Consider the following 21,207-nt stretch of genomic DNA (forward strand, 5'->3'; position numbering starts at 1 on the left):
CTCGTCGGCATGGAAACCACAGCATAATTCAGCCCTTGAAGTGAACCAACGCTTTTTACGGTACTAACTCGTAATTGTTAATATGTTAACTTCTGCTTTTTAGCCAAACCGGTGAACTTGTGATTTGATTAACATGTAAACAGTTACAGCCTTGCATTCTTGCTGGTTGAATGCTTTTTATAGCCTATGGCCCAAACCGGCGGGTTATGATCGGGAAAAAGCCTATTGTTAATCTATTAATGATTTGGGGGCGGCATGGATATTCAGATCGAAAGATTATCAGCGGTGATCGATGCAGTGGCGACCCGCCAGTTTTATCCTCATCTGCTGGCTTATCTGGAAGGGTTCTTTGCTTTTGATAGTGCCATCGTTTATGCCTTTGAGCATGGCCAGGCACCGCGTTGTTTGATGAAGACCGAAAAGGAAAACAGCGATGCGGTAAACCAGATTTATCAGCAGGGGGCTTACCTTGAGGATCCTTTTTACCGGGTGTTGAATGACAGTGGGCATGGGGAGGTGTTTACCCTGCGCCAATTGGCCCCGTGCGGTTTCTATCAAACGGACTATTACCGCAACTTCTACCGTAAAACTGGCTGGCACGATGAAGCTGGCGTGTTGCTGCAACTGACGCCGGAGCGTGGCTTGGGGGTGTTTTTTGGCTCTGCACGGCAAACGGTAGGGGTGCGCGCTCCCCGTCTGGCGGATTTACGCGGGGCGTTAACGCTGGTGAAAAGCGTCGCGCGGCTGCACAGCGAGGTGGTGCCTGCTAATGTGCCGGTATCTGTAACTCCGCTGACAGATAATGCCGCTCAGGCGCGTTATGCATTGACGCCGCGTGAGCGTGAGATTGTCGATCTGATCCTTAACGGTAACGGCTCGCAGCAGATTGCCGAACGGCTGTTCATCAGCCTGGGTACGGTAAAAAATCACCGTAAAAACATCTACGGCAAGTTGAAGATCGGTTCTCAGGCCGAGTTGTTCAGCCTGTTCCTCACTACGCCGCTGCGGCGCACCGCATAATGTTAAAATTCTGTTGCAAATATCCCTAAAGGGACATAGCCGCCCGCACTCACTCTCCTGATAATCCAGCTAAGGCAATGGGTAAACGGGAGTGCAGGAATGAGTAATGAAATCGAATCGTTAACCTACTACGCGGCGACCAAGAAATACGATCTGCGCTTCCCGACGCTGGAAGAAGATCTGGACGTTGACGTAGTGATCATCGGCGGTGGCTTCTCCGGCATTAACACCGCGCTGGAGCTGGCGGAAAAAGGCATCACCAACATTGCCATTCTGGAAGGCCGCTATCTGGGCTACGGCGGTACCGGTCGCAACGGCGGGCAGGTGATGGCCGGGATTGGCCACGATCTGGAAAAGATCAAACGCCACGTTGGCCCGGCTGGGCTGGAAACTATTTTCAAGATCAGCAATCTGGGGGCCGGGATCATCCGCGAACGGATCAAAAAATACGACATTAATGCGGATTTCTGCTTCGGTTACGGCTATCTGGGCAGTAATGCGCGGCAGGAGAAAACCCTGCGTAGCTGGCTGAAGGAGTTCAAGGCGGTTTCACCGGATGAAGAGATCGAACTTTATACCGGTTCTGAGGTGAAACAGGTGGTGGGTTCCGATGCCTATACCTGTGCGCTGAAACATATGGGCGGCGGCCACGTCCACTCGCTCAACCTGTTGCTGGGTGAGGCACAGGCGCTGACGGGTTACGGCGTAAAAATCTTCGAGAACAGCAGCGTGCTGAACGTGGAATACGGTTCGCGTATTACCGTGCGCACGGCGATGGGCTCGGTGCGTGCCAAGAAAATGCTCTGGGCCTGCAATGGTTTCCTGAATGGCATGGAGCCTTTCATCTATAACAAAACCATCAACACCTATGCCTTCCAACTGGCTACTGAGCCTTTATCTGACGAGTTGATCAACCGGATCAGCCCGATTCGCGGCGCTTACAGCGATATCCGGCCGGTGATCGACTATTACCGCGTCACCAACGAGAACCGGCTGCTGTTTGGCAGCACGACCCGCTTGGTCGAGTACATCCCATCGGATCTGAAAGCCTGGAACCGTAACCTGATGCTGAAGGTGTTCCCTTATCTGAAAGACGTGAAGATCGACCTGGCCTGGGGCGGGCCGCTGTGTTGTAGCGCCAATCTGTTCCCGCAGATTGGTACCTTGCCACAGCACGACAATGTGTTCTATGTGCAGGGGTATTCCGGCTTTGGCGTGACGCCGAGCCATATCGTTTGCAAGGTGTTGGCGGAGGGCATGAGTGAGGGCTCCGATCGTTACGATCTGATGAGCTCGATCCCGCATATCAATATTTTCGGCAAAGACAAGCTGCGCCGGGTGATGCTCACCGCTGGTAAAGCCTGGCACCAGACTTCGGGCTACTGGAAGGGCCGCCGTTGATTCTGTCGCCCCTCACCCCGGCCCTCTCCCCAGGGAGAGGGGGAAAAGACGTTAGCGGCTCTGTTGGTGCAAGGTGCCACTTTGCAGGCGAACGTTGTTGTTGCAGCGATGCGCTAGACAATCCCTCTCCCTTGGGGAGAGGGTTAGGGTGAGGGGAAAATCCCATCATTGATTTTAAAAGGAAAAACTATGAAACCATTACTGCTTAAGCAAACACTACCAGAACTGCAGCAAATCGGCAGCGTCAGCAACCTGGGGGCGACGGTGGTTGCCGGTGAACCGAACGTCGGTGTGGCGATGATCTTTGGTGAAGCGTCAGACAACCTGAATTGCGGCGTCTTTAGCTGCACCCGGGGCACGTTCGTGATGGAATATCCGTTTACTGAGCATGCCACCGTGTGGGAAGGCACCGCGACGCTGACCAACCAAAACACCGGCGAATCGGGGCACTATCAAGCCGGTGATTCTTGGTTTGTGGAAAAAGGCACCCCGGTACGCTGGGAAATTACCTCCGATCGCTTTGTTAAGCACTATCTGGCGATTGTTGCAGGCTAACGCTGAAAGAGGGTGAGGCGATGACTGATATTACGCTGCTGCCGCAGGTGACGGCATTTCTGGGCCGCGATCATGGTCACTACATTAATGGCCAGTTACTGAGCGGAACAGGAACGGAAAGGTTTGCGGTGGTTAACCCGGCAACCGGGCAGGCCATTGCGCAGGTTATGGAAGGCGGGCAGGAAGAGGTGGATGCTGCAATGCAGGCGGCATTTGCCGCTTTCCACGGTGCCTGGGCGCAGGTCTCGCCGATGGAGCGCGGCAACTGCCTGACGCGCTTGGCCGATTTGTTACAAACGCATCGTGAAGAGCTGGCGCAGTTGGAAAGCCTATGTTCCGGTAAAACCATTCAACTGGCGCGTGGCTTGGAAATCGACATGGCTGCGCAATTCCTGCGTTACTTTGCCGGTTGGTCGAGCAAAATCAGCGGGGAAACGCTCAACGTTTCATTGCCTTCCTTCAAGGGAGAACAGTACACCGCCTTCACCCGGCGTGAACCGCTGGGCGTGGTGGTGGGTATTATCCCGTGGAACTTCTCGATCATGATCGCCATCTGGAAGCTGGCTGCGGCGCTGACCTGCGGCTGCACGGTGGTGCTGAAACCCAGTGAATATACGCCGCTGACCATGTTGCGGGTGGCTGAGCTGGCGAAAGCCGCGGGGATCCCGGACGGTGCGCTTAATGTGATCAACGGTTCTGGTGCGCGTTTGGGCCCGGCGCTGATCGCTCACCCTCATTGCGCCAAAGTGACCTTTACCGGCTCGGTGCCGACCGGCATTGCCGTGGGTAAAGCCGCCATGGAGCAGGGGATTGTGCGCACCACGCTGGAGTTGGGGGGTAAAAATGGCGCAGCGTTTCTGGCCGATGTATCAGTCGACAAGATGGTCGACGGTATCATCGAAGCCGGTTACCTGAATCAGGGGCAAATCTGCGCAGCGGCCGAGCGTTTTTATCTGCCGGCCAGCCATATTGATGAGGTGTTGGAAAAGCTGACGCAGCGTTTGGGTGCCATGAAGGTAGGGTCGTCACTGGACGAAACCACCGAGGTCGGCCCGTTAGCCAACGAAGCCCATTATCGCAAGGTGCTTGGCCTGTTCGATCAGGCGCGTGCCGAAGGCAGCCAGATTGTCTGCGGCGGCCATGCGCTTGCTGGCCCTGGTTTCTTTGTGGCCCCGACGGCTATCCGCGCCAATGGGCCGAACGATCTGTTGATGCGTGAGGAAACCTTCGGCCCGGTGGGCACCTTCCTGGCCTATGACGATGAAGAACAGATGATCGCCATGATGAACGATTCGCCCTACGGTCTGGCGGCCAGCCTATGGACCAACGATCTGAGCAAGGCGATGCGCATGATCCCGAGGATCGAAGCCGGTACGGTGTGGATCAATATGCACACCTTCCTCGATCCGGCATTGCCGTTCGGCGGGGTAAAATCGTCAGGGATTGGGCGTGAATTTGGCAGCGCGTTTATCGAGCATTATACCGAGCTGAAATCGGTGATGATGAGGTACTAAGCATACCCGTCGTCTTTCAAGCCGCAGCGTTGTTGGCTGCGTGCGTGAACCCCAGTCACTTACTTAAGTAAGCTCCTGGGGATTCACGCCCTTGCCGCCTAGCTGCAACTTGAAATCCATAGGGTATTCTGAGATGAGGAGAGGTTAATCCTCATCAAAGCCGGAATTAAACAGCTCAATCACCGCCGCCAGGGCCTGTTGTTCTTGCGGCCCGGTGGCTTCAATTTCGATCTGGCGGCCTTGGGCGGAATCCAGCATCAGCAGTGCGATCACGCTGCTGGCTTCCGCTTCGGTGCCGCTGTCATTACGCAGTAGCACTTCGGCGTCAAAACTCTGCACCAGTTCAAACAGCTTCATCGCTGGCCGGGCATGCATGCCCAGCCGGTTTTTGATTTCTACCGTCTGCTTGACCGTCATTGCTTGCGTTTTTCCAGCGTGCGGTGGCGTGATTGCACGTTCTTGCCGCGCGAACGGAAATAATCAGCCAGCTGTTCAGCGACATACACCGAACGGTGTTTACCACCGGTACAGCCGATAGCCACGGTCAGATAGCTGCGATTGTTGGTTTCCAGCATCGGCAGCCACAGTTCCAGATAGCTGCGCGTCTGGTAGATGAAGTTATGCACTTCGGTGTGGCGGTCAAGGAACGACGCCACCGGTTTATCCAGGCCGGTCATCGGGCGCAGTTTGGGATCCCAGTGCGGGTTTGGCAGGAAACGCACGTCGAACACATAGTCGGCATCAATAGGAAGGCCATGCTTGAAGCCGAAGGATTCAAACACCATGGTCAACTCGCGTTCGCGTTTACCCAGCAGACGGGTACGCAGCATTTCGGCCAGCTCGTGCACCGACATTTCTGAGGTGTCGATGATCAGATCGGCGCGCGAACGCAGGGGCTCGAGCAAATCGCTTTCTTCATCGATCGCGCTTTCCAGCGACAGATTTTTGGCAGAAAGAGGATGCAGGCGGCGAGTATCGCTGTAGCGGCGGATCAGGGTATTGCGATCGGCGTCGAGGAACAGCAGTTGCGGCGAAAAGCTCTCCGGCAACTGAGTCATTGCGTATTCGAACACTTCCGGTGATTCGGGCATGTTACGCACGTCAATGCTCACCGCCGCAGAGGTATTACGCTCAGCCAGCGTTTGAGCGAGCTGCGGCAGCAGGACTACCGGCAGGTTATCAACGCAGTAAAAACCCATATCTTCCAGCGCCCGTAGGGCGACAGACTTCCCTGAACCGGAACGGCCGCTGACAATCATCAGCACCATGTGGCAACTCCCCCTGGCATCTCAATGGCGCTTATCGCCACCGTTAGGATCTTTTATTATCCAGGCCGTAGCCTGGATGCATTATCAGTAAAACAGTAGCTTTTTCATGGCTGAAAGTCACGCCAGCCAACGGTTATTCGGTGATAATCTGATAAAGTTCGTCGTCGGTCTGCGCAGCCCGCAGGCGGCGGCAGACGGTTTTGTCCGCCAGCCGTTTGGCGACCAGCGACAGCGTATGCAAATGCGTTTTGCACTGATCGGCCGGGACCAGCAAGGCGAACAGCAGATCGACCGGCTGGTTGTCAATGGCGTCAAAGGCGATGGGTTGTTCCAGACGGATAAACACGCCAACGGCACGCAGGGTGTCCTCTTCCAGCTTGCCATGGGGGATCGCGATACCGTTGCCGATACCGGTACTGCCCATGCGCTCCCGGGTGAGAACTGCCTCAAACACCACCTGCGAAGGCAGGTTGAGCTGCTTGGCGGCCAATTCGCTGATAATTTCCAACGCCCGTTTCTTGCTGGTGCAGTGTACCGAGCTTTTGGTGCACTCGATGTTTAATACCGAGCTTAATTGCATTATTTCGTTGTTCATCTCATCTTCACTTAAAAAACCTCATCGAACGCTGTGACTGGCGATTTGAAACCACCGCGGGTGGTGTGCAAACTGCCTGTGCCGATTACGCTTAATGAATCGGTTTTTTTCGCCGGTTTAACCCTGATGGCTGATCGGCGTGCCCCATTCAGGGTAACACGCCGAGGGTTGCCTAGTAGCCAATGACTACAATTTGGGCTGCTTTCGCCTGGGCGATCGCGGCCTTAATGTCAGTGCTGCTTGAGTTTGTCTTTATGCTTGTTCAATTGGCGCGCCAGTTTATCGATCAGGCAGTCAATTGCGGCATACATATCTTCTTTTTCCGAGGTGGCGTGCAACTCGCCTCCATTCACGTGCACCGTTGCTTCAGCAATCTGCTGCACTTTTTCCACACTAAGAACGACATACACCTGATTTATGCGATCAAAATACTGTTCGAGTTTGGCGAACTTGGTGTTCACGAACTCACGCATGGGTTCAGTGACTTCGATGTGGTGTCCGGTAATGTTGAGCTGCATAATGTCTTCCTTCTCTAGTGAGGTCAAATCAACTGTTTGCGCTGATTTGACGGCGGGATGGACAAAGACTCTCGGTACTTGGCAACGGTGCGCCGTGCCACCATGATCCCCTGATCGGAAAGCATTGTGGCCAGCTTGCTGTCGCTAAGCGGTTTAGCGGGGTTTTCCGCCGCAATCAACTTCTTCACCAACGCACGGATCGCCGTGGAGGAGGCTTCGCCGCCGCTGTCGGTATTCACATGGCTGGAGAAGAAATATTTCAATTCAAAAATGCCGCGCGGGCTGTGCAGAAACTTCTGCGTGGTCACGCGCGAGATGGTCGATTCGTGCATCTCCACGACCTGGGCAATATCGGCCAGCACCATGGGTTTCATAAATTCTTCCCCCTGTTCAAAGAACGCTTCCTGCTGATCGACAATGCAGCGGGTCACTTTGAGCAGAGTGTCGTTACGGCTTTCCAGGCTTTTAATCAGCCACTTCGCTTCCTGCAGATTGCTGCGGATAAACTGGCCGTCGGCATCGTTGCGCACGCTATTGCCAAGCGCCGCATACTGCTGGTTGATCTTCAACCGTGGGATGCTGTCGGTATTGAGTTCAACCTGCCATTTATCTTGTACCTTACGCACCAGCACATCCGGGATCACATACTCTGATTCACCGGTGTTGATCGACTGACCAGGGCGCGGATCGAGCGACTGGATCAGCGCCATCGCTTCTTTCAGTGTATCTTCTTTTAAGCGAGTTGTTCGTATCAGGCTGCGAAAGTCGTGATTGGCCAGCAAATCCAGATGATGACTGACGATTAATTGTGCTTCGGCCAGATAAGGCGTGTCTTTGGCGTATTGAGAAAGCTGGATCAGCAGGCAATCACGCAGATCGCGCGCCGCAACGCCGATCGGGTCGAAACGCTGTACGCGTTTCAATACCGCTTCGACTTCGTCCATGGTCACATTGTCATCACCGAGGCTTTCCAGAATGTCTTCCAGCGGCACGGTGAGATAGCCGGTATCATCAACGGCGTCGACGATCGAGGTGGCAATGGCCGCGTCGGTATCGGAAAACGGCGTTAAATCCACCTGCCACATCAGATAGTCCTGCAACGTCTGGGTGGTTTCCCCCTGATAGACCGGGAGTTCATCATCGCCGTAATCGATGCTGTTACCGGACGGAGTCCCTGCGGTGTAGATTTCATCCCAGGTGGCATCCAGCGGCAGCTCTTCGGGCATATCCTTCTGTTCCAGCGCTTCACGGGTATCCAGCGCTTCGGTCTCGGGGCGTTCTTCGGTGTCGATCTCGTCGTGCAGGTCGGTTTGTTCAAGCAGTGGGTTGCTCTCTAACGCCAGTTGGATTTCCTGCTGGAGCTCAAGCGTGGACAACTGCAACAGACGTATTGCCTGTTGCAGTTGGGGAGTCATCGCCAATTGTTGGCTGAGCCTGAGTTGCAAACCTTGCTTCATAATCTTCAGGTTACTTCCGTTAGCTAGAACCTAGAGGCGGAATTCTTCGCCCAGATAAACGCGTTTCACTTGCTCATCGGCCAGAATAGCATCTGGCGTGCCATGGGCAATCAATTTGCCTTGGCTGACGATGTAGGCGCGTTCACACACGTCCAGCGTTTCGCGCACGTTGTGGTCAGTGATCAGCACGCCCAGGCCGCTGTCACGCAGGTGCTCGATGATTTTCTTGATGTCGATAACGGAAATCGGGTCAACCCCGGCAAAGGGTTCATCCAGCAGGATGAATTTCGGGTTGGCGGCCAGCGCACGGGCAATTTCCACGCGGCGGCGTTCACCACCGGAAAGTGACTGACCCAGGTTGTCGCGCAGATGAGAAATATGGAACTCCTCCATCAGCTCTATCGCACGATCGGTACGCTGTTCGCTGGTGAGATCGTCACGGATCTCCAGCACGGCCATCAGGTTGTCGTAAACGCTCAGGCGACGGAAGATCGAGGCTTCCTGTGGCAGATAGCCGATGCCGCGGCGTGCACGCGCATGCAGCGGCAGAATGCTGATGTCTTCTTCATCGATGGCGATACGCCCGGCATCGCGCTGAACGATACCCACGACCATGTAGAAAGTGGTGGTCTTACCGGCACCGTTTGGGCCCAGCAGGCCGACGATTTCGCCGGATTTCACTTTCAGGCTGACGTCTTCGACGACTTTGCGGCCTTTATAGGCTTTCGCCAGATGTTCTGCGATGAGTGTTGCCATAAGTGATTAGTTACTCTTCTTTTGACCGTTTTTGTCTTGCAACTGTGATGGCACCAGCACCGTGGTCACGCGTTTGCCTTTATCGCTGAACGCCTGCATCTGCTGCTGTTGCACCAGATAGGTGATGCGATCGCCCTGCACATTGCTGTCGAGCTGCTCCAGATAGGCATTGCCGGTGAGCGTGACTAACTGGGTGGCAACGTCGTAACGAACTTTCTGCGCATGGCCTTTCACCGGCTTGCCGCTATCCTGCATCTGGTAAAACGTGACCGGCTTGCCAAAGGCTTCAATGTAGGTCTTGTTCTGATCGCCATCAGGGCGGGTGACCACCACTTTATCGGCTTTGATCTCAATGGTGCCCTGCTTGATCACCACTTCGTCGGTAAAGGTGCTGACGTTGCTCTGCATATCCAGCGATTGTTTCAGTGAATTGATATTCACTGGCTGATCGGCGTCGGATTTCAACGCCAGAACCGGAGTGCTGGCGGTCAAAACGAGGCTGGCGATCAACAGATTACGGAGTTGTTTTTTGGTTCTGAATTTCATAGTTGGTCTTGACCTTATCAATCAGCTCAGCGGTTTTGTCCCGCAAGTTCCCACGCATTTTCATGCCGTTAGAGGTAAAATTGGTCCCGAACAGGGTCACTTCATCATCGGAGTAGACATCTTGTGTGACCAGATTAACCCGAGCATTGTCCGTTTTGATTTTTTCTAGCTGCGAGGTGGTGGTCAGGCTGTTCACCTCAACGTGGCCGTACAGATACAACATACGATCCTTGGTCAGCTTGGCGCGATCGGCACGTACCGACCAGGTGGCTACGGCATTCTGATCAAACAGCGTCATCACCGGCTGGGTAAACCAGCTTAATTCATCGGCGGTGTAATACTTCACCTCTTCGGCCACCAGTTTATAGTTCAGCTTACCGGTTGGGCTGTACACCACGGTCACCGTATGCTGACTCTGGTAGGTCGGATCCTGATGATTGATCGGCACCGAACTGTCGTCATCGCTGAAGTCGGCCATATTCCAGCCGATCAGCGCCAGTACGATCACCGCCAGTATCAGGGTGATCCAAAGCTTGGTTTTACTCATATCGACAGCCCTTTGGCCCCTTCCAGCTTGTTCTGAGCCAAAAGAATAATGTCACACAGTTCACGCACGGCACCACGCCCACCGGCAATGCGGGTAACGTAATGAGCACGCGGTGTCAGCAACGGATGCGCATCTGCTACGGCGACCGCCAGACCCACTTCGGCCATCACTGGCCAGTCGATCAGATCGTCACCGATGTAGGCGACTTCATCAGGCGTTAACGACAGTTTATCCAACAGTTCGCGGTAGGCCAAAAGCTTATCGGATTGCCCTTGATACAGATGGGTGATATCCAGCGTTTTTGCGCGATCTTCCAGCAATTTGGCGGAACGGCCGGTGATGATGGCGACGTCAATGCCTGAGGTTTTCAGGCAGCGGATGCCGTAGCCATCGCGTACGTTGAAGGCTTTCAGCTCTTCACCCTGGTTGCCCATGTAGATCAGGCCGTCAGACAGCACGCCGTCGACATCACAAATCAGCAGGCGGATCTTCCCGGCTCGTGCCATTACGCTTTCAGTTACCGGCCCGTAGCAGGTTTCGACCATACTCATTCACTTCGTTCCTTTCATTAGACGACGCCGGCGCGCAGCATGTCATGCATATGTACCACACCCAGCAACTGGTCGCCATCAGCAACCAGCACGGCGGTGATATGGCGCTGCTGCATCAGGTTGAGTACGTCAACCGCCAGCATGTTCGGGCGCACCCGGATGCCGCCCAACGTCATCACATCGGCGATTTTAGCGTTGTTGAGATCGATGCCCATATCGAAGACCCGGCGTAAGTCACCATCGGTAAAAATCCCGGCGATTTTCATCAGATCGTTGCAGATCACGGTCATGCCGAGGTTTTTGCGGGTGATTTCCAGCAAGGCATCACGCAGAGAAGCATCGGCGCTCACCTGCGGGATCTCATCGCCGCTGTGCATGATATCGCTGACGCGCAGCAACAGGCGGCGGCCAAGCGCCCCGCCGGGGTGCGACAGCGCAAAATCTTCCGGCGTAAAACCGCGCGCTTTCAGCAGCGACACCGCCAGGGCATCGCCCATCACCAACGTAGCCGTGGTGCTGGTGGTGGGCGCCAGGCCGAGCGGGCAGGCTTCTTGCGGCACCTTAATGCACAGATGCACTTCCGCCGCTTTGCCCATTGAGCTTTCCGGGTTGTTGGTCAGGCAAATCAGTGGGATCTGCTGGCGTTTCAGCACCGGGATCAAGGCCAGAATCTCATTGGATTCGCCGGAATTGGAGATGGCCAATACGATGTCCTGTGCTGAAACCATGCCAAGATCGCCGTGGCTGGCCTCTGCCGGGTGCACGAAGAACGCTGGGGTGCCCGTGCTGGCCAAGGTAGCGGCAATTTTGCTACCGATGTGGCCGGATTTGCCCATGCCCATGACGACGACTTTGCCGCAGCAGGCGGCGATCATTTCGCAGGCGCGGGTAAAATCGGCATTGATGTACTGATCAAGCTGGGCCAGGCCGTCGCGCTCAATCTGGAGCACTTCTCTGCCCGCCTGCTGAAAATCAAAGCCCGGTTGCCACTGAATGTTCGACATACTTATTCCCATCACTTAGCCAAAAAACGCGCTGAAAGGGTTAAACAACAACACCGCAAGATACGCAATAAAACCACATAATAACAGAGCACCAGCCAGATGGCCGATGCGATGTTTACGCCCGATACACAAGGCGCTGAGCAGGATACTGGCCGCCAGCATTACCCAGTAATCGCGCTGGAAAGCGGCAGAATCAATACTGCCCGGCGACAGCAGGGCAGGGACGCCCAGAACAATCACCGTGTTAAAAATGTTGGAGCCGATGATATTACCAATCGCCATATCATCTTCACCCTTTAGTGCTCCGGCAATCGAGGTGGCCAGTTCGGGCAGGCTGGTACCGATGGCAATAATCGTCAGGCCGACCACCAGTTCGCTCAGGCCAAAGTAATGGGCAATCACCGTGGCGTTGTCGACGATCATCTTCGAAGAGAGCGGCAGGATGATAAAGGCCAGCACCAGCCACAGCACCGCCACGGTGTTGCTGCTGTCCTGCGGCAGTTCGGCGAGCTGTTCCATGGTCAGGCTGTCATTGCCTTCGCGCTGGGCCTGGCGGGCGATTTTCAGCATCAGCAGAATAAACCCGGCGGCCGCGGTCAGCAGCACCACGCCATCCAACCGGCTGAGGCTGTTGTTCATCAGCACAAAACCGCACAAGACGGTGACCGCTAACATCAGCGGCAGTTCGCGCCGCAGGATTTCAGAACGTGCGGCCAAAGGGTGGATCAGGGCAGCAACCCCCAGGATCAATAAAATATTGGCGATGTTGGAACCTAACACGTTGCCAACGGCCATATCGGTCTGCCCGTTCAGCGCCGCCGTCACCGAAACGATCAGCTCCGGCAAGGAAGTGCCGATGCCGACAATGGTCATCCCGATAATCAGCGGTGGTACGCCCAAGGAGCGGCTAATCACCGCCGCACCATAAACTAATCGATCCGCTCCATACACCAGTAAAAATAAACCAACGATTAACAATACTATCGCGAGAAACATGCAGGGTCCTTTATTGGGTATAATCCCCCTGGTTTTTCAGGTTGCAGTGTTGTGGGTTGTGCACGTTCACCCCAGTGATTGGGGCACCGACTGACCGCCTGGCTACAACTTGAAATCCATTGGGTATCATCCCGGTTCGTTGGTAAAGCCGAAATTCGGCCATCTTGCTTGCCCATCGTTGTGCAAAGAACAACGTATTTTCCCGGCTAAAAGTCGAACAGTTTCATTTTTTTGCGTTATTTCTTAATTTTGACTGCCTGAAGCCTAAAAGTAAAACCAATGGCATCATTGGTAGCGAAATGACGATAAGTTTTTGTAAAGATAAGACGCATTGCGTCTGTTGCTTTAACATCACGGATAGATTTAGAGCCTGCACAATCGTCCTATTAGAAGCAGGCTCTTAGCAAGAATGACCGGTAAAGGATCAATAAACATGCACCAGAAGGCAGATAATCTGGTCGAAGTGCGCGGTATGAGCTTCTCTCGCGGCGATCGGCTGATATTCGAAGACATCAATCTGACGGTCCCCCGTGGCAAAATAACGGCGATCATGGGGCCATCGGGGATTGGCAAAACCACGCTGTTACGCCTGATCGGTGGCCAGTTAGCACCAGATCGCGGCGAGATCTGGTTTGATGGTGATAACATTCCTGCATTATCGCGCCATCAACTGTATGAATCGCGTAAAAAAATGAGCATGCTGTTCCAATCGGGGGCGCTGTTCACCGATCTGACGGTGTTTGAAAACGTGGCTTTTCCGCTGCGTGAGCACAGCCGCCTGCCGGAACCGATCTTGCGCAGCACGGTGCTGATGAAGCTCGAAGCCGTGGGATTGCGTGGCGCTGCCGAACTGATGCCCAACGAACTGTCTGGTGGGATGGCGCGGCGTGCCGCACTGGCACGGGCCATTGCGCTGGATCCGGAATTGATCATGTTCGACGAGCCTTTTGTCGGCCAGGATCCGATCACCATGGGCGTGTTGGTCAAGCTGATTGACGAGTTGAATCATGCGCTGGGCATCACTTGTATCGTGGTGTCACATGATGTGCCAGAAGTGTTGAGCATTGCTGATTACGCCTATATCGTGGCGGATCACCATGTGATTGCCGAGGGTACAGCACCGCAATTGCAGAACAACCCTGATGCGCGCGTGCGTCAGTTCCTGGATGGTATTGCCGATGGGCCGGTACCGTTCCGCTATCCGGCCAGTGATTACCAGACTGAGCTTCTAAGGAATGGGAGTAATTAACTTCATGTTTTTACAGGCGTTAGCGTCGTTAGGGCGCCGTGGCATCAACACCAGCGCTTCCTTTGGGCGTGCCGGGCTGATGCTGTTCCACGCGCTGGTCGGGCGCCCGGAACCGCGTAAGCAGTGGCCGCTGTTGATCAAGCAACTTTATAGCGTGGGCGTGCAATCGTTATTGATCATCATGGTTTCCGGCGTGTTTATCGGCATGGTATTGGGGCTGCAAGGCTACCTGGTACTAACCACCTACAGCGCAGAGGCTAGCTTAGGTATGATGGTGGCGCTATCGCTGCTGCGCGAACTGGGGCCGGTGGTGACCGCGCTGCTGTTCGCTGGCCGTGCCGGTTCTGCCTTGACCGCCGAGATTGGTCTGATGAAAGCGACAGAGCAGCTTTCGAGCTTGGAAATGATGGCGGTCGATCCGCTGCGGCGCATCGTTGCCCCGCGTTTCTGGGCTGGCTTGATCAGCATGCCGCTGCTGACGATCATTTTCGTTGCCGTCGGGATCTGGGGGGGATCGGTAGTGGGGGTGGATTGGAAGGGGATCGACAGCGGTTTCTTCTGGTCTGCCATGCAAGGAGTGGTTGAGTGGCGCAAGGATTTACTCAACTGCCTGATCAAAAGCGTGGTATTTGCTATTACCGTCACCTGGATTGCGATCTTCAACGGCTATGATGCGGTGCCGACTTCTGAAGGGATTAGCCGGGCAACGACAAGGACCGTGGTACATTCGTCACTGGCGGTGTTGGGATTGGATTTTGTGCTGACTGCACTGATGTTTGGGAATTGATTCGATGCAAACGAAGAAGAGTGAAATCTGGGTTGGGGCGTTTATGCTGATTGCACTGTGTGCCGTCGTCTTCCTCTGCCTGCAGGTGGCAAATATTAAATCGATCGGCAATGATCCGACTTACCGTATCTATGCCACCTTCGATAATATCGGTGGTTTGAAAGCGCGTTCTCCGGTGAAAATCGGTGGTGTGGTGATTGGCCGGGTGGCTGAGATCTCACTCGATCCAAAAACCTACACCCCGCGTGTGGCGCTGGACATTCAGGATAAATACAACCAGATCCCGGACACCAGTTCGTTGGCGATCCGTACCTCCGGTCTGTTGGGGGAGCAGTATCTGGCGTTGAATGTTGGTTTTGAAGATCCCGATATGGGCACCGCCATTCTGAAAGATGGCGGAACCCTTCAGGACACCAAGTCAGCCATGGTGCTGGAAGATTTGATCGGCCAGTTTTTGTATAAGAGTGGCGATAGTGCGGGCAAACCTGCCGCAGCAACACCAGCAGCCGATGCTGTTCCACAACCTGCCCCAAGTCATTAAGAGAGGAAACCTGCATGTTTAAACGTTTACTGATGGTGGCTCTGCTGGTGGTTGCACCGCTGGCTTCTGCGGTTGATCAGACCAACCCTTATAGCCTGATGCAGGATGCTGCGAATAAAACCTTCACGCGCCTGAAAACCGAGCAGCCGAAGATCAAGCAGGATCCCAACTATCTGCGTACCATTGTGCATGAAGAGTTGATGCCTTTTGTTCAGGTGAAATATGCCGGTGCGCTGGTATTGGGCCGTTACTACAAAGAAGCCACTCCGGCGCAGCGCGAGGCCTATTTTGCCGCCTTCCAGGCTTATCTGGAGCAGGCTTACGGCCAGGCACTGGCGCTGTACCATGGGCAGACCTACCAGATCGAACCGGCGCAACCTGTAGGTGATGCCGATATTATCGCCATTCGTGTGACGATCATTGATAACGGTAGCCGCCCGCCGGTGCGCCTGGATTTCCAATGGCGTAAAAACAGCAAGACTGGCTACTGGCAAGCGTATGACATGATCGCCGAAGGCGTCAGTATGATCACCACCAAGCAGAACGAGTGGGCGTCGACTCTGCGTACCAAAGGGGTTGATGGCCTGACTCAGCAGTTGCTGGTTGCAGCTCAGCAGCCGATCACGCTGGATCAGAAAAAGTGATGGCCGGGGCTCTGAGCTGGGAATCACAGCAGCAAACTCTGGCCCTGCGCGGTGAACTGACTCGCGAAACGCTGTTGCCGTTGTGGCAACAGCGCGAGGTGTTGATGGCGGATAAAACCACCCTTGATGTAGCGCAATTGCAGCGTGTTGACTCTTCCGGCTTGGCAATGTTGCTGCATTTGCGCGAGCAACAACACCAGCAGGGTATCGAGTTAAAAATTTCTGGCGTGACAGAACGGCTGCAAACGTTGATTACGCTCTACAATCTGCAAGCGATAATGCCTGCCAATACCGTCAGTTAGCCCTATTTTTAGTTGGCTGCGCGCTGAAAGCCCCTGTTACCGAGGGGCTTTTTCTTTAGTTTAAGAAAGCGCCGGATTCCACTAAGATACAAGGCTGATGATGATCCTTTTGATACAGAACTGGATACTATGGAAAATAGCGAAATTAAAGACGTACTGATGCGCGCGTTGGTACTGGATGAAGTCCATGTTACCGGTGATGGTAGCCACTTTCAGGTGATCGTGGTGGGTGAACTGTTCGCCACCCTGAGCCGCGTCAAAAAACAGCAGACCGTCTATGCGCCGTTGATGGAATACATCGCGGATAACCGCATTCATGCTTTGTCGATAAAAACATTCACGCCAGAAGAGTGGCGGCGGGATCGCAAGCTCAACGGATTTTAAGGCTGTTTGCCCTGTCAGGCAGGCAGCTCAGAACAAATAACAGAGAGTAGTCAAATGGATAAATTTCGTGTGCAGGGTCGGACCCGTCTGAGCGGGGAAGTGACCATTTCCGGGGCAAAGAATGCCGCCCTGCCGATCCTGTTTGCCGCGTTGTTGGCGGAAGAGCCTGTCGAGTTACAGAATGTCCCGAAGCTGAAGGACATTGACACTACCATCAAATTACTCAGCCAGTTAGGTACCAAAATCGAGCGTAATGGCTCGGTGTTCGTTGATGCCAGCGAGGTGAATGAGTTTTGTGCGCCGTACGATCTGGTGAAAACCATGCGTGCATCCATCTGGGCCTTGGGGCCGTTGGTCGCACGTTTTGGTCGTGGTCAGGTTTCGCTGCCCGGCGGTTGTGCCATCGGCGCGCGTCCGGTTGATTTGCACATTACCGGCCTGGAACAACTGGGGGCTGAGATCAAACTGGAAGAGGGCTACGTCAAGGCTTCCGTGGACGGGCGCTTGAAAGGCGCACATATCGTGATGGATAAGGTCAGCGTAGGCGCGACCGTGACCATTATGAGCGCGGCAACCTTGGCAACGGGCACCACCACCATTGAGAACGCCGCACGTGAGCCGGAAATTGTCGATACCGCCAACTTCCTCAACACGCTGGGTGCCAAAATCAGTGGTGCAGGTACTGACCGCATCACGATTGAAGGCGTTGAGCGCTTGGGCGGTGGCGTTTATCGCGTGCTGCCTGATCGTATCGAAACCGGTACTTTCCTGGTGGCGGCGGCGGTTTCCGGTGGCAAAGTTCTGTGCCGTAATACGCGCCCGGATACGCTGGATGCGGTGTTGGCCAAGTTACGCGAAGCCGGTGCCGATATTGAAGTGGGTGCCGACTGGATTAGCCTGGATATGCATGGCAAGCGTCCGAAAGCGGTAACCGTGCGTACTGCGCCGCACCCGGGGTTCCCCACCGATATGCAGGCGCAATTCAGCCTGTTGAACCTGGTGGCAGAAGGCACCGGTGTGATCACCGAAACCATCTTTGAAAACCGTTTCATGCACGTTCCTGAACTGATTCGCATGGGGGCACATGCGGAGATCGAGAGCAATACCGTGATTTGCCACGGTGTTGAGCAGCTTTCCGGTGCGCAGGTGATGGCAACGGATCTGCGTGCTTCCGCTTGCCTGGTGCTGGCAGGTTGTATTGCTGAAGGCGTGACGATGGTTGATCGTATCTATCATATCGATCGTGGTTATGAGGGTATCGAGCACAAGCTGCGCGCGCTGGGTGCTAATATCGAGCGTGTGAAAGAAGCGTAAGGTTACCGTTTGTCGCTACAGAGAAGCCTGGGAAACCGGGCTTTTTAGTTATTATCTTCCGGGAATTCACCCACCGTCATCTTCAGCGTCAGGCGTTGACCTTCACGCAATACCACAACCGGGATTTCGGTGCCTGGGCGAATTTCGGCCACCTGATCCATGGTTTCCAACACGGCCACTGCCGGTTTGTTATCGACGTTGATAATGATGTCGTTGATATGGAAACCAGCTTTGGCGGCTGGCCCATTGGGCGTGAGTTCGGTAACGATAATGCCTTGCAGGCGATCGATGCCGGTATTGGAGGTGCGAACCGGAATAATCTCTTTCCCCTGAATGCCGAAGTAACCGCGGATCACCCTGCCATCGCGGATCAACTTATCCATAATCTTGGTTGCCAGCGCCGTCGGAATGGCGAAGCCCAAGCCTTCAGGCGTTTCCCCATCGGTCACTTTGTCGTAAGTGAGCGTATTGATACCCATCAGTTCACCCAATGAGTTGACTAACGCACCGCCAGAGTTGCCGCGGTTGATGGAAGCATCGGTTTGCAGGAAGGTTTGCCGCCCGGTAGTGCTCAAGCTGATACGGCCGGTGGCACTGATAATCCCCTGCGTGACAGTTTGCCCCAGATTGTAGGGGTTGCCGATCGCCAGCACCACATCGCCAATATGCGCCGGGCGCTGGCTATTGATCGGGATCACCGGCAAATTGCCGGGATCGATTTTTAGCACCGCTAAATCGGTCAGGCTGTCGGAGCCCACCAGTAGCGCCTCATAACGGCGGCCATCTTGCAGCACCACGGTAATCAGCTGAGCATCTTTGATCACATGGCGATTGGTGATGATGTAACCGCGATCGTTCATGATCACGCCGGAACCCAGCGAAAGCACGTTGGCAGTGCCACTCATATTGCGGTTATAGATATTCACCACCGCAGGCGCAGCGCGGCGTACGCCGGTGTTGTAACTGGCAGGGGTTTCGTCACTGGTGTTGCCAGGCTTGCTTGCGAAAAGATTACTGGAAGAACGCAGCACGGGCAGGGCAACCAACAACAGGCCGGCGACAATCAAACCAATAACAATGGAACGCAAAAGCTTAGCAAACATGGATTTTTAATATGAGAAATGGAAGATAAACGGAGGATAGCATGAGTTAACCGGGTTCAGTATGTTACCGAACCCGGTTTTAAGACAAATTAACGCATTAACAGATAAATGTTTTCATTGCCGCGCATGATGCTCAATGCCGTGACGGCTGGCTTAGTTTCGAGCAGTTTACGTAACGCAGTGATGTCTTCAATCCGTTCGCGGTTGACACCGATGATCACATCCCCTTTCTGCAGGCCAATCTGCGCCGCCGGGGTGCCTTTCTCGACGTTTTCAATTTTCACGCCTTTCTCACCGCCTGGCAGAGCACCGTTACTGAGGGATGCCCCTTGCAGCGAAGGAGACAGCGTCTCGGCGTTGGTGGCGGCACTCTCGCTGTTGTCCAGGGTTACTGCAACCTCCATCGGCTTGCCTTCGCGCAACAGACCCACCTTGATGGTGGTGCCTGGTGCGGTGGTGCCGACTTTGGCGCGCAGTTCAGCGAAACTGCTGATCGGTTTGCCTTCAATGGATACCAGAATGTCACCGGCTTTGATACCTGCTTTGGCGGCGGCAGATTTTGGCAGCACTTCGCTGACAAAGGCACCACGCTGAACGTCAGTATTAAAGGCTTTCCCCATATCGGCGGTCATTTCGCTGCCCTTGATACCCAACAGACCGCGTTTGACTTCACCGAACTCAATCAGTTGCTTGCTCAGGCTCTGCACCATATTGCTAGGGATCGCGAAACCGATACCAATATTGCCCCCGCCCGGCGCCAGAATGGCGGTGTTGATACCGATCAGTTCGCCGTTAAGGTTAACCAGCGCGCCGCCAGAGTTGCCACGGTTGATGGAAGCATCGGTCTGGATGAAGTTTTCCAGCCCTTCCAGGCTCAGGCCGCTGCGGCCCAAGGCGGAGATAATGCCGGAGGTTGCCGTCTGGCCGAGGCCGAAGGGGTTACCGACCGCTACCGCGAAGTCACCCACGCGCAGTTGGTCGGAGTCTGCCATTTTTACCGCAGTCAGATTTTTGGCAGCGCTGACCTGTAGCAGAGCAATGTCGGACTGCTCGTCACGGCCCAGCAGTTTGGCATCGTATTCACGGCCATCATTGAGCTGGATGCTGATCTTGTCGGCGTTATTGATGACGTGGTTGTTGGTCAGGACATACCCTTTTTCCGCATCAATAATCACACCAGAACCCAGGCCTTCAAAAGGACGCGAGCTTTGCCGCTGTGATGGCATATTGGGGCCAAAGAAGAATTTAAACTGCTCTGGCAATTGTTGCTGATTTTGTACCTGGGTGCCTTCCACTCGCACGCTCACCACTGCGGGCAGGACTTTTTCGAGCATCGGTGCCAGGCTTGGCAGCGGTTGCCCCTGAACGGCAACCGGCATGACTGCGTTGGCTGCCGGTACAGAAGTCAGCGTCAGGCTAATACTCATTGCTAACGCGCTAAGAATTAATGATTTTTTCTTCATTGATAGTAACTCTCTTAATACCTGCCGGTGAAATTCTGATGATAAAGCAATAGCGATACCCATGTAAGAGTGTGAATTTGCGTGAAAAGTTCACTTAATCGTCAGTAGCAAGAATAGCTCAGATGCAGGGGGTAAGGCGTGGACAAAATCAAGAAACCCGTGGGATGGCCCACGGGTTACATTAGAGAGATTAATCGCGGCGTGGTGTTGCACCACGCAGCAGACCAGATGCTCCTTCGGAATAGTCCCGCGGCATTTCTACCGGTGCCTGATCGTTATCGGCTTCCACTTCGGTCAGACGATAACGGAACGGATTGTCTTGGAGCGGCAGATCCGGCAGCAGATTGTTGGAGCTTTTCGCCATGTGCTGGTACAGCTGGCGATAGTCGCGCGCCATGTTATCCAGCAGTTCGGCACTGCGAGCAAAGTGGCCAACCAACTCCTGACGGTACTCCTCGAGCTCGGTTTTGCTTTTATCCAACTCGCTTTGCAACTCTTGTTGTTGGCGTAGTTTACTGTTACCAAAACGCATCGCTACCGCACCAATCACGATACCGACGGCCAAACCAATTAGCGCATACTCCCAGGTCATGATGACTCCTATTTTGACTTCGTTGTTCCGCAGGGATTTTTCACTTAATAATGTCCACTATAACCGTTAACCTTGTCTGAGTGGAATCCTGATAAACCGT

The 21,207-nt window shown here is 54.4% G+C and carries 25 protein-coding genes; 11 read left to right on the forward strand and 14 right to left on the reverse strand.

Annotated features, from left to right (window positions below; translation table 11 throughout):
• Positions 1-255 precede the first annotated feature (255 nt).
• The 4 genes from AC2A1E_RS15550 to AC2A1E_RS15565 all read left to right on the forward strand — a co-directional run bounded on the left by AC2A1E_RS15550 (position 256) and on the right by AC2A1E_RS15565 (position 4,490).
• Positions 256-1,020 carry a response regulator transcription factor gene (locus AC2A1E_RS15550; RefSeq protein WP_484384494.1) on the forward strand — a complete coding sequence of 255 codons (765 nt, stop codon included), beginning with the start codon at positions 256-258 and terminating at the stop codon, positions 1,018-1,020.
• Positions 1,021-1,119: 99 nt separating this feature from the next.
• On the forward strand, positions 1,120-2,421 hold the full coding sequence (locus AC2A1E_RS15555) for an NAD(P)/FAD-dependent oxidoreductase (protein ID WP_484384495.1): 1,302 nt from the start codon (positions 1,120-1,122) through the stop codon (positions 2,419-2,421).
• 189 nt (positions 2,422-2,610) lie between these two features.
• Positions 2,611-2,976 (forward strand): cupin domain-containing protein, encoded by a 366-nt coding sequence (locus AC2A1E_RS15560; protein WP_484384496.1) that lies wholly within the window; start codon positions 2,611-2,613, stop codon positions 2,974-2,976.
• 20 nt (positions 2,977-2,996) lie between these two features.
• Positions 2,997-4,490 (forward strand): aldehyde dehydrogenase family protein, encoded by a 1,494-nt coding sequence (locus AC2A1E_RS15565; protein WP_484384497.1) that lies wholly within the window; start codon positions 2,997-2,999, stop codon positions 4,488-4,490.
• A gap of 144 nt (positions 4,491-4,634) precedes the next feature.
• On the opposite strand, the gene npr is transcribed toward AC2A1E_RS15565, so the two are convergent.
• The 11 genes from npr to AC2A1E_RS15620 all read right to left on the reverse strand — a co-directional run bounded on the left by npr (position 4,635) and on the right by AC2A1E_RS15620 (position 12,728).
• Positions 4,635-4,907 (reverse strand): PTS phosphocarrier protein NPr, encoded by a 273-nt coding sequence (gene npr / locus AC2A1E_RS15570; RefSeq protein ID WP_459400196.1) that lies wholly within the window; start codon positions 4,905-4,907, stop codon positions 4,635-4,637.
• Complete coding sequence (rapZ, locus tag AC2A1E_RS15575; protein WP_473189712.1) at positions 4,904-5,758, reverse strand: RNase adapter RapZ; 855 nt, start codon at positions 5,756-5,758, stop codon at positions 4,904-4,906. The genes npr and rapZ overlap by 4 nt, the downstream gene beginning before the upstream one ends.
• Before the next feature lie 133 nt (positions 5,759-5,891).
• Positions 5,892-6,353 carry a PTS IIA-like nitrogen regulatory protein PtsN gene (gene ptsN / locus AC2A1E_RS15580; protein ID WP_473189713.1) on the reverse strand — a complete coding sequence of 154 codons (462 nt, stop codon included), beginning with the start codon at positions 6,351-6,353 and terminating at the stop codon, positions 5,892-5,894.
• Between the two features lie 230 nt (positions 6,354-6,583).
• The gene (gene hpf / locus AC2A1E_RS15585; protein ID WP_411753371.1) at positions 6,584-6,871 is read right to left on the reverse strand and encodes a ribosome hibernation promoting factor; all 288 of its coding nucleotides are present in this window, start codon (positions 6,869-6,871) and stop codon (positions 6,584-6,586) included.
• Positions 6,872-6,894: 23 nt separating this feature from the next.
• A complete protein-coding gene (rpoN, locus tag AC2A1E_RS15590) occupies positions 6,895-8,328 on the reverse strand; it encodes an RNA polymerase factor sigma-54 (protein WP_484384498.1) in 1,434 nt (477 codons plus the stop codon).
• Between the two features lie 30 nt (positions 8,329-8,358).
• Positions 8,359-9,084: an LPS export ABC transporter ATP-binding protein gene (gene lptB / locus AC2A1E_RS15595; protein WP_484384499.1), complete on the reverse strand. Its 726-nt coding sequence runs from the start codon at positions 9,082-9,084 to the stop codon at positions 8,359-8,361.
• A gap of 6 nt (positions 9,085-9,090) precedes the next feature.
• A complete protein-coding gene (lptA, locus tag AC2A1E_RS15600) occupies positions 9,091-9,630 on the reverse strand; it encodes a lipopolysaccharide ABC transporter substrate-binding protein LptA (RefSeq protein ID WP_484384500.1) in 540 nt (179 codons plus the stop codon).
• Positions 9,599-10,177: an LPS export ABC transporter periplasmic protein LptC gene (gene lptC / locus AC2A1E_RS15605; protein WP_459400189.1), complete on the reverse strand. Its 579-nt coding sequence runs from the start codon at positions 10,175-10,177 to the stop codon at positions 9,599-9,601. The genes lptA and lptC overlap by 32 nt, the downstream gene beginning before the upstream one ends.
• Positions 10,174-10,728 (reverse strand): 3-deoxy-manno-octulosonate-8-phosphatase KdsC, encoded by a 555-nt coding sequence (gene kdsC, locus AC2A1E_RS15610; protein WP_484384501.1) that lies wholly within the window; start codon positions 10,726-10,728, stop codon positions 10,174-10,176. Before kdsC ends, lptC begins: the two co-directional genes overlap by 4 nt.
• Before the next feature lie 17 nt (positions 10,729-10,745).
• The gene (gene kdsD / locus AC2A1E_RS15615) at positions 10,746-11,732 is read right to left on the reverse strand and encodes an arabinose-5-phosphate isomerase KdsD (protein WP_459400187.1); all 987 of its coding nucleotides are present in this window, start codon (positions 11,730-11,732) and stop codon (positions 10,746-10,748) included.
• 15 nt (positions 11,733-11,747) lie between these two features.
• The gene (locus tag AC2A1E_RS15620) at positions 11,748-12,728 is read right to left on the reverse strand and encodes a calcium/sodium antiporter (protein WP_484384502.1); all 981 of its coding nucleotides are present in this window, start codon (positions 12,726-12,728) and stop codon (positions 11,748-11,750) included.
• A gap of 433 nt (positions 12,729-13,161) precedes the next feature.
• Here AC2A1E_RS15620 and mlaF point away from each other — a divergent pair, with 433 nt between their 5' ends.
• From mlaF to murA, 7 genes are all read left to right on the forward strand, one after another.
• Entirely contained in the window at positions 13,162-13,977 is an 816-nt protein-coding gene (mlaF, locus tag AC2A1E_RS15625; protein WP_473189721.1) for a phospholipid ABC transporter ATP-binding protein MlaF, read from the forward strand.
• 4 nt (positions 13,978-13,981) lie between these two features.
• A complete protein-coding gene (mlaE, locus tag AC2A1E_RS15630) occupies positions 13,982-14,764 on the forward strand; it encodes a lipid asymmetry maintenance ABC transporter permease subunit MlaE (RefSeq protein WP_484384554.1) in 783 nt (260 codons plus the stop codon).
• 4 nt (positions 14,765-14,768) lie between these two features.
• Positions 14,769-15,305: an outer membrane lipid asymmetry maintenance protein MlaD gene (gene mlaD, locus AC2A1E_RS15635; RefSeq protein ID WP_484384503.1), complete on the forward strand. Its 537-nt coding sequence runs from the start codon at positions 14,769-14,771 to the stop codon at positions 15,303-15,305.
• Between the two features lie 14 nt (positions 15,306-15,319).
• Entirely contained in the window at positions 15,320-15,949 is a 630-nt protein-coding gene (gene mlaC, locus AC2A1E_RS15640; RefSeq protein WP_484384504.1) for a phospholipid-binding protein MlaC, read from the forward strand.
• Positions 15,949-16,251, forward strand: coding sequence for a lipid asymmetry maintenance protein MlaB (gene mlaB / locus AC2A1E_RS15645; protein WP_484384505.1), 303 nt, complete (start codon positions 15,949-15,951; stop codon positions 16,249-16,251). Before mlaC ends, mlaB begins: the two co-directional genes overlap by 1 nt.
• Before the next feature lie 129 nt (positions 16,252-16,380).
• Positions 16,381-16,635 carry a BolA family iron metabolism protein IbaG gene (gene ibaG, locus AC2A1E_RS15650; protein WP_459400180.1) on the forward strand — a complete coding sequence of 85 codons (255 nt, stop codon included), beginning with the start codon at positions 16,381-16,383 and terminating at the stop codon, positions 16,633-16,635.
• A gap of 54 nt (positions 16,636-16,689) precedes the next feature.
• A complete protein-coding gene (gene murA, locus AC2A1E_RS15655) occupies positions 16,690-17,949 on the forward strand; it encodes a UDP-N-acetylglucosamine 1-carboxyvinyltransferase (RefSeq protein WP_484384506.1) in 1,260 nt (419 codons plus the stop codon).
• 44 nt (positions 17,950-17,993) lie between these two features.
• Here murA and degS read toward each other — a convergent pair whose 3' ends face one another.
• From degS to zapG, 3 genes are all read right to left on the reverse strand, one after another.
• Positions 17,994-19,052, reverse strand: a complete 1,059-nt coding sequence (degS, locus tag AC2A1E_RS15660) for an outer membrane-stress sensor serine endopeptidase DegS (RefSeq protein ID WP_484384507.1) — start codon at positions 19,050-19,052, stop codon at positions 17,994-17,996.
• 89 nt (positions 19,053-19,141) lie between these two features.
• A complete protein-coding gene (gene degQ / locus AC2A1E_RS15665) occupies positions 19,142-20,515 on the reverse strand; it encodes a serine endoprotease DegQ (RefSeq protein ID WP_484384508.1) in 1,374 nt (457 codons plus the stop codon).
• Between the two features lie 190 nt (positions 20,516-20,705).
• Positions 20,706-21,107, reverse strand: coding sequence for a Z-ring associated protein ZapG (zapG, locus tag AC2A1E_RS15670; protein WP_484384509.1), 402 nt, complete (start codon positions 21,105-21,107; stop codon positions 20,706-20,708).
• Positions 21,108-21,207: the final 100 nt, after the last annotated feature.

The sequence above is a fragment of the Serratia sp. HNCC26DJ206 genome (assembly GCF_057180605.1).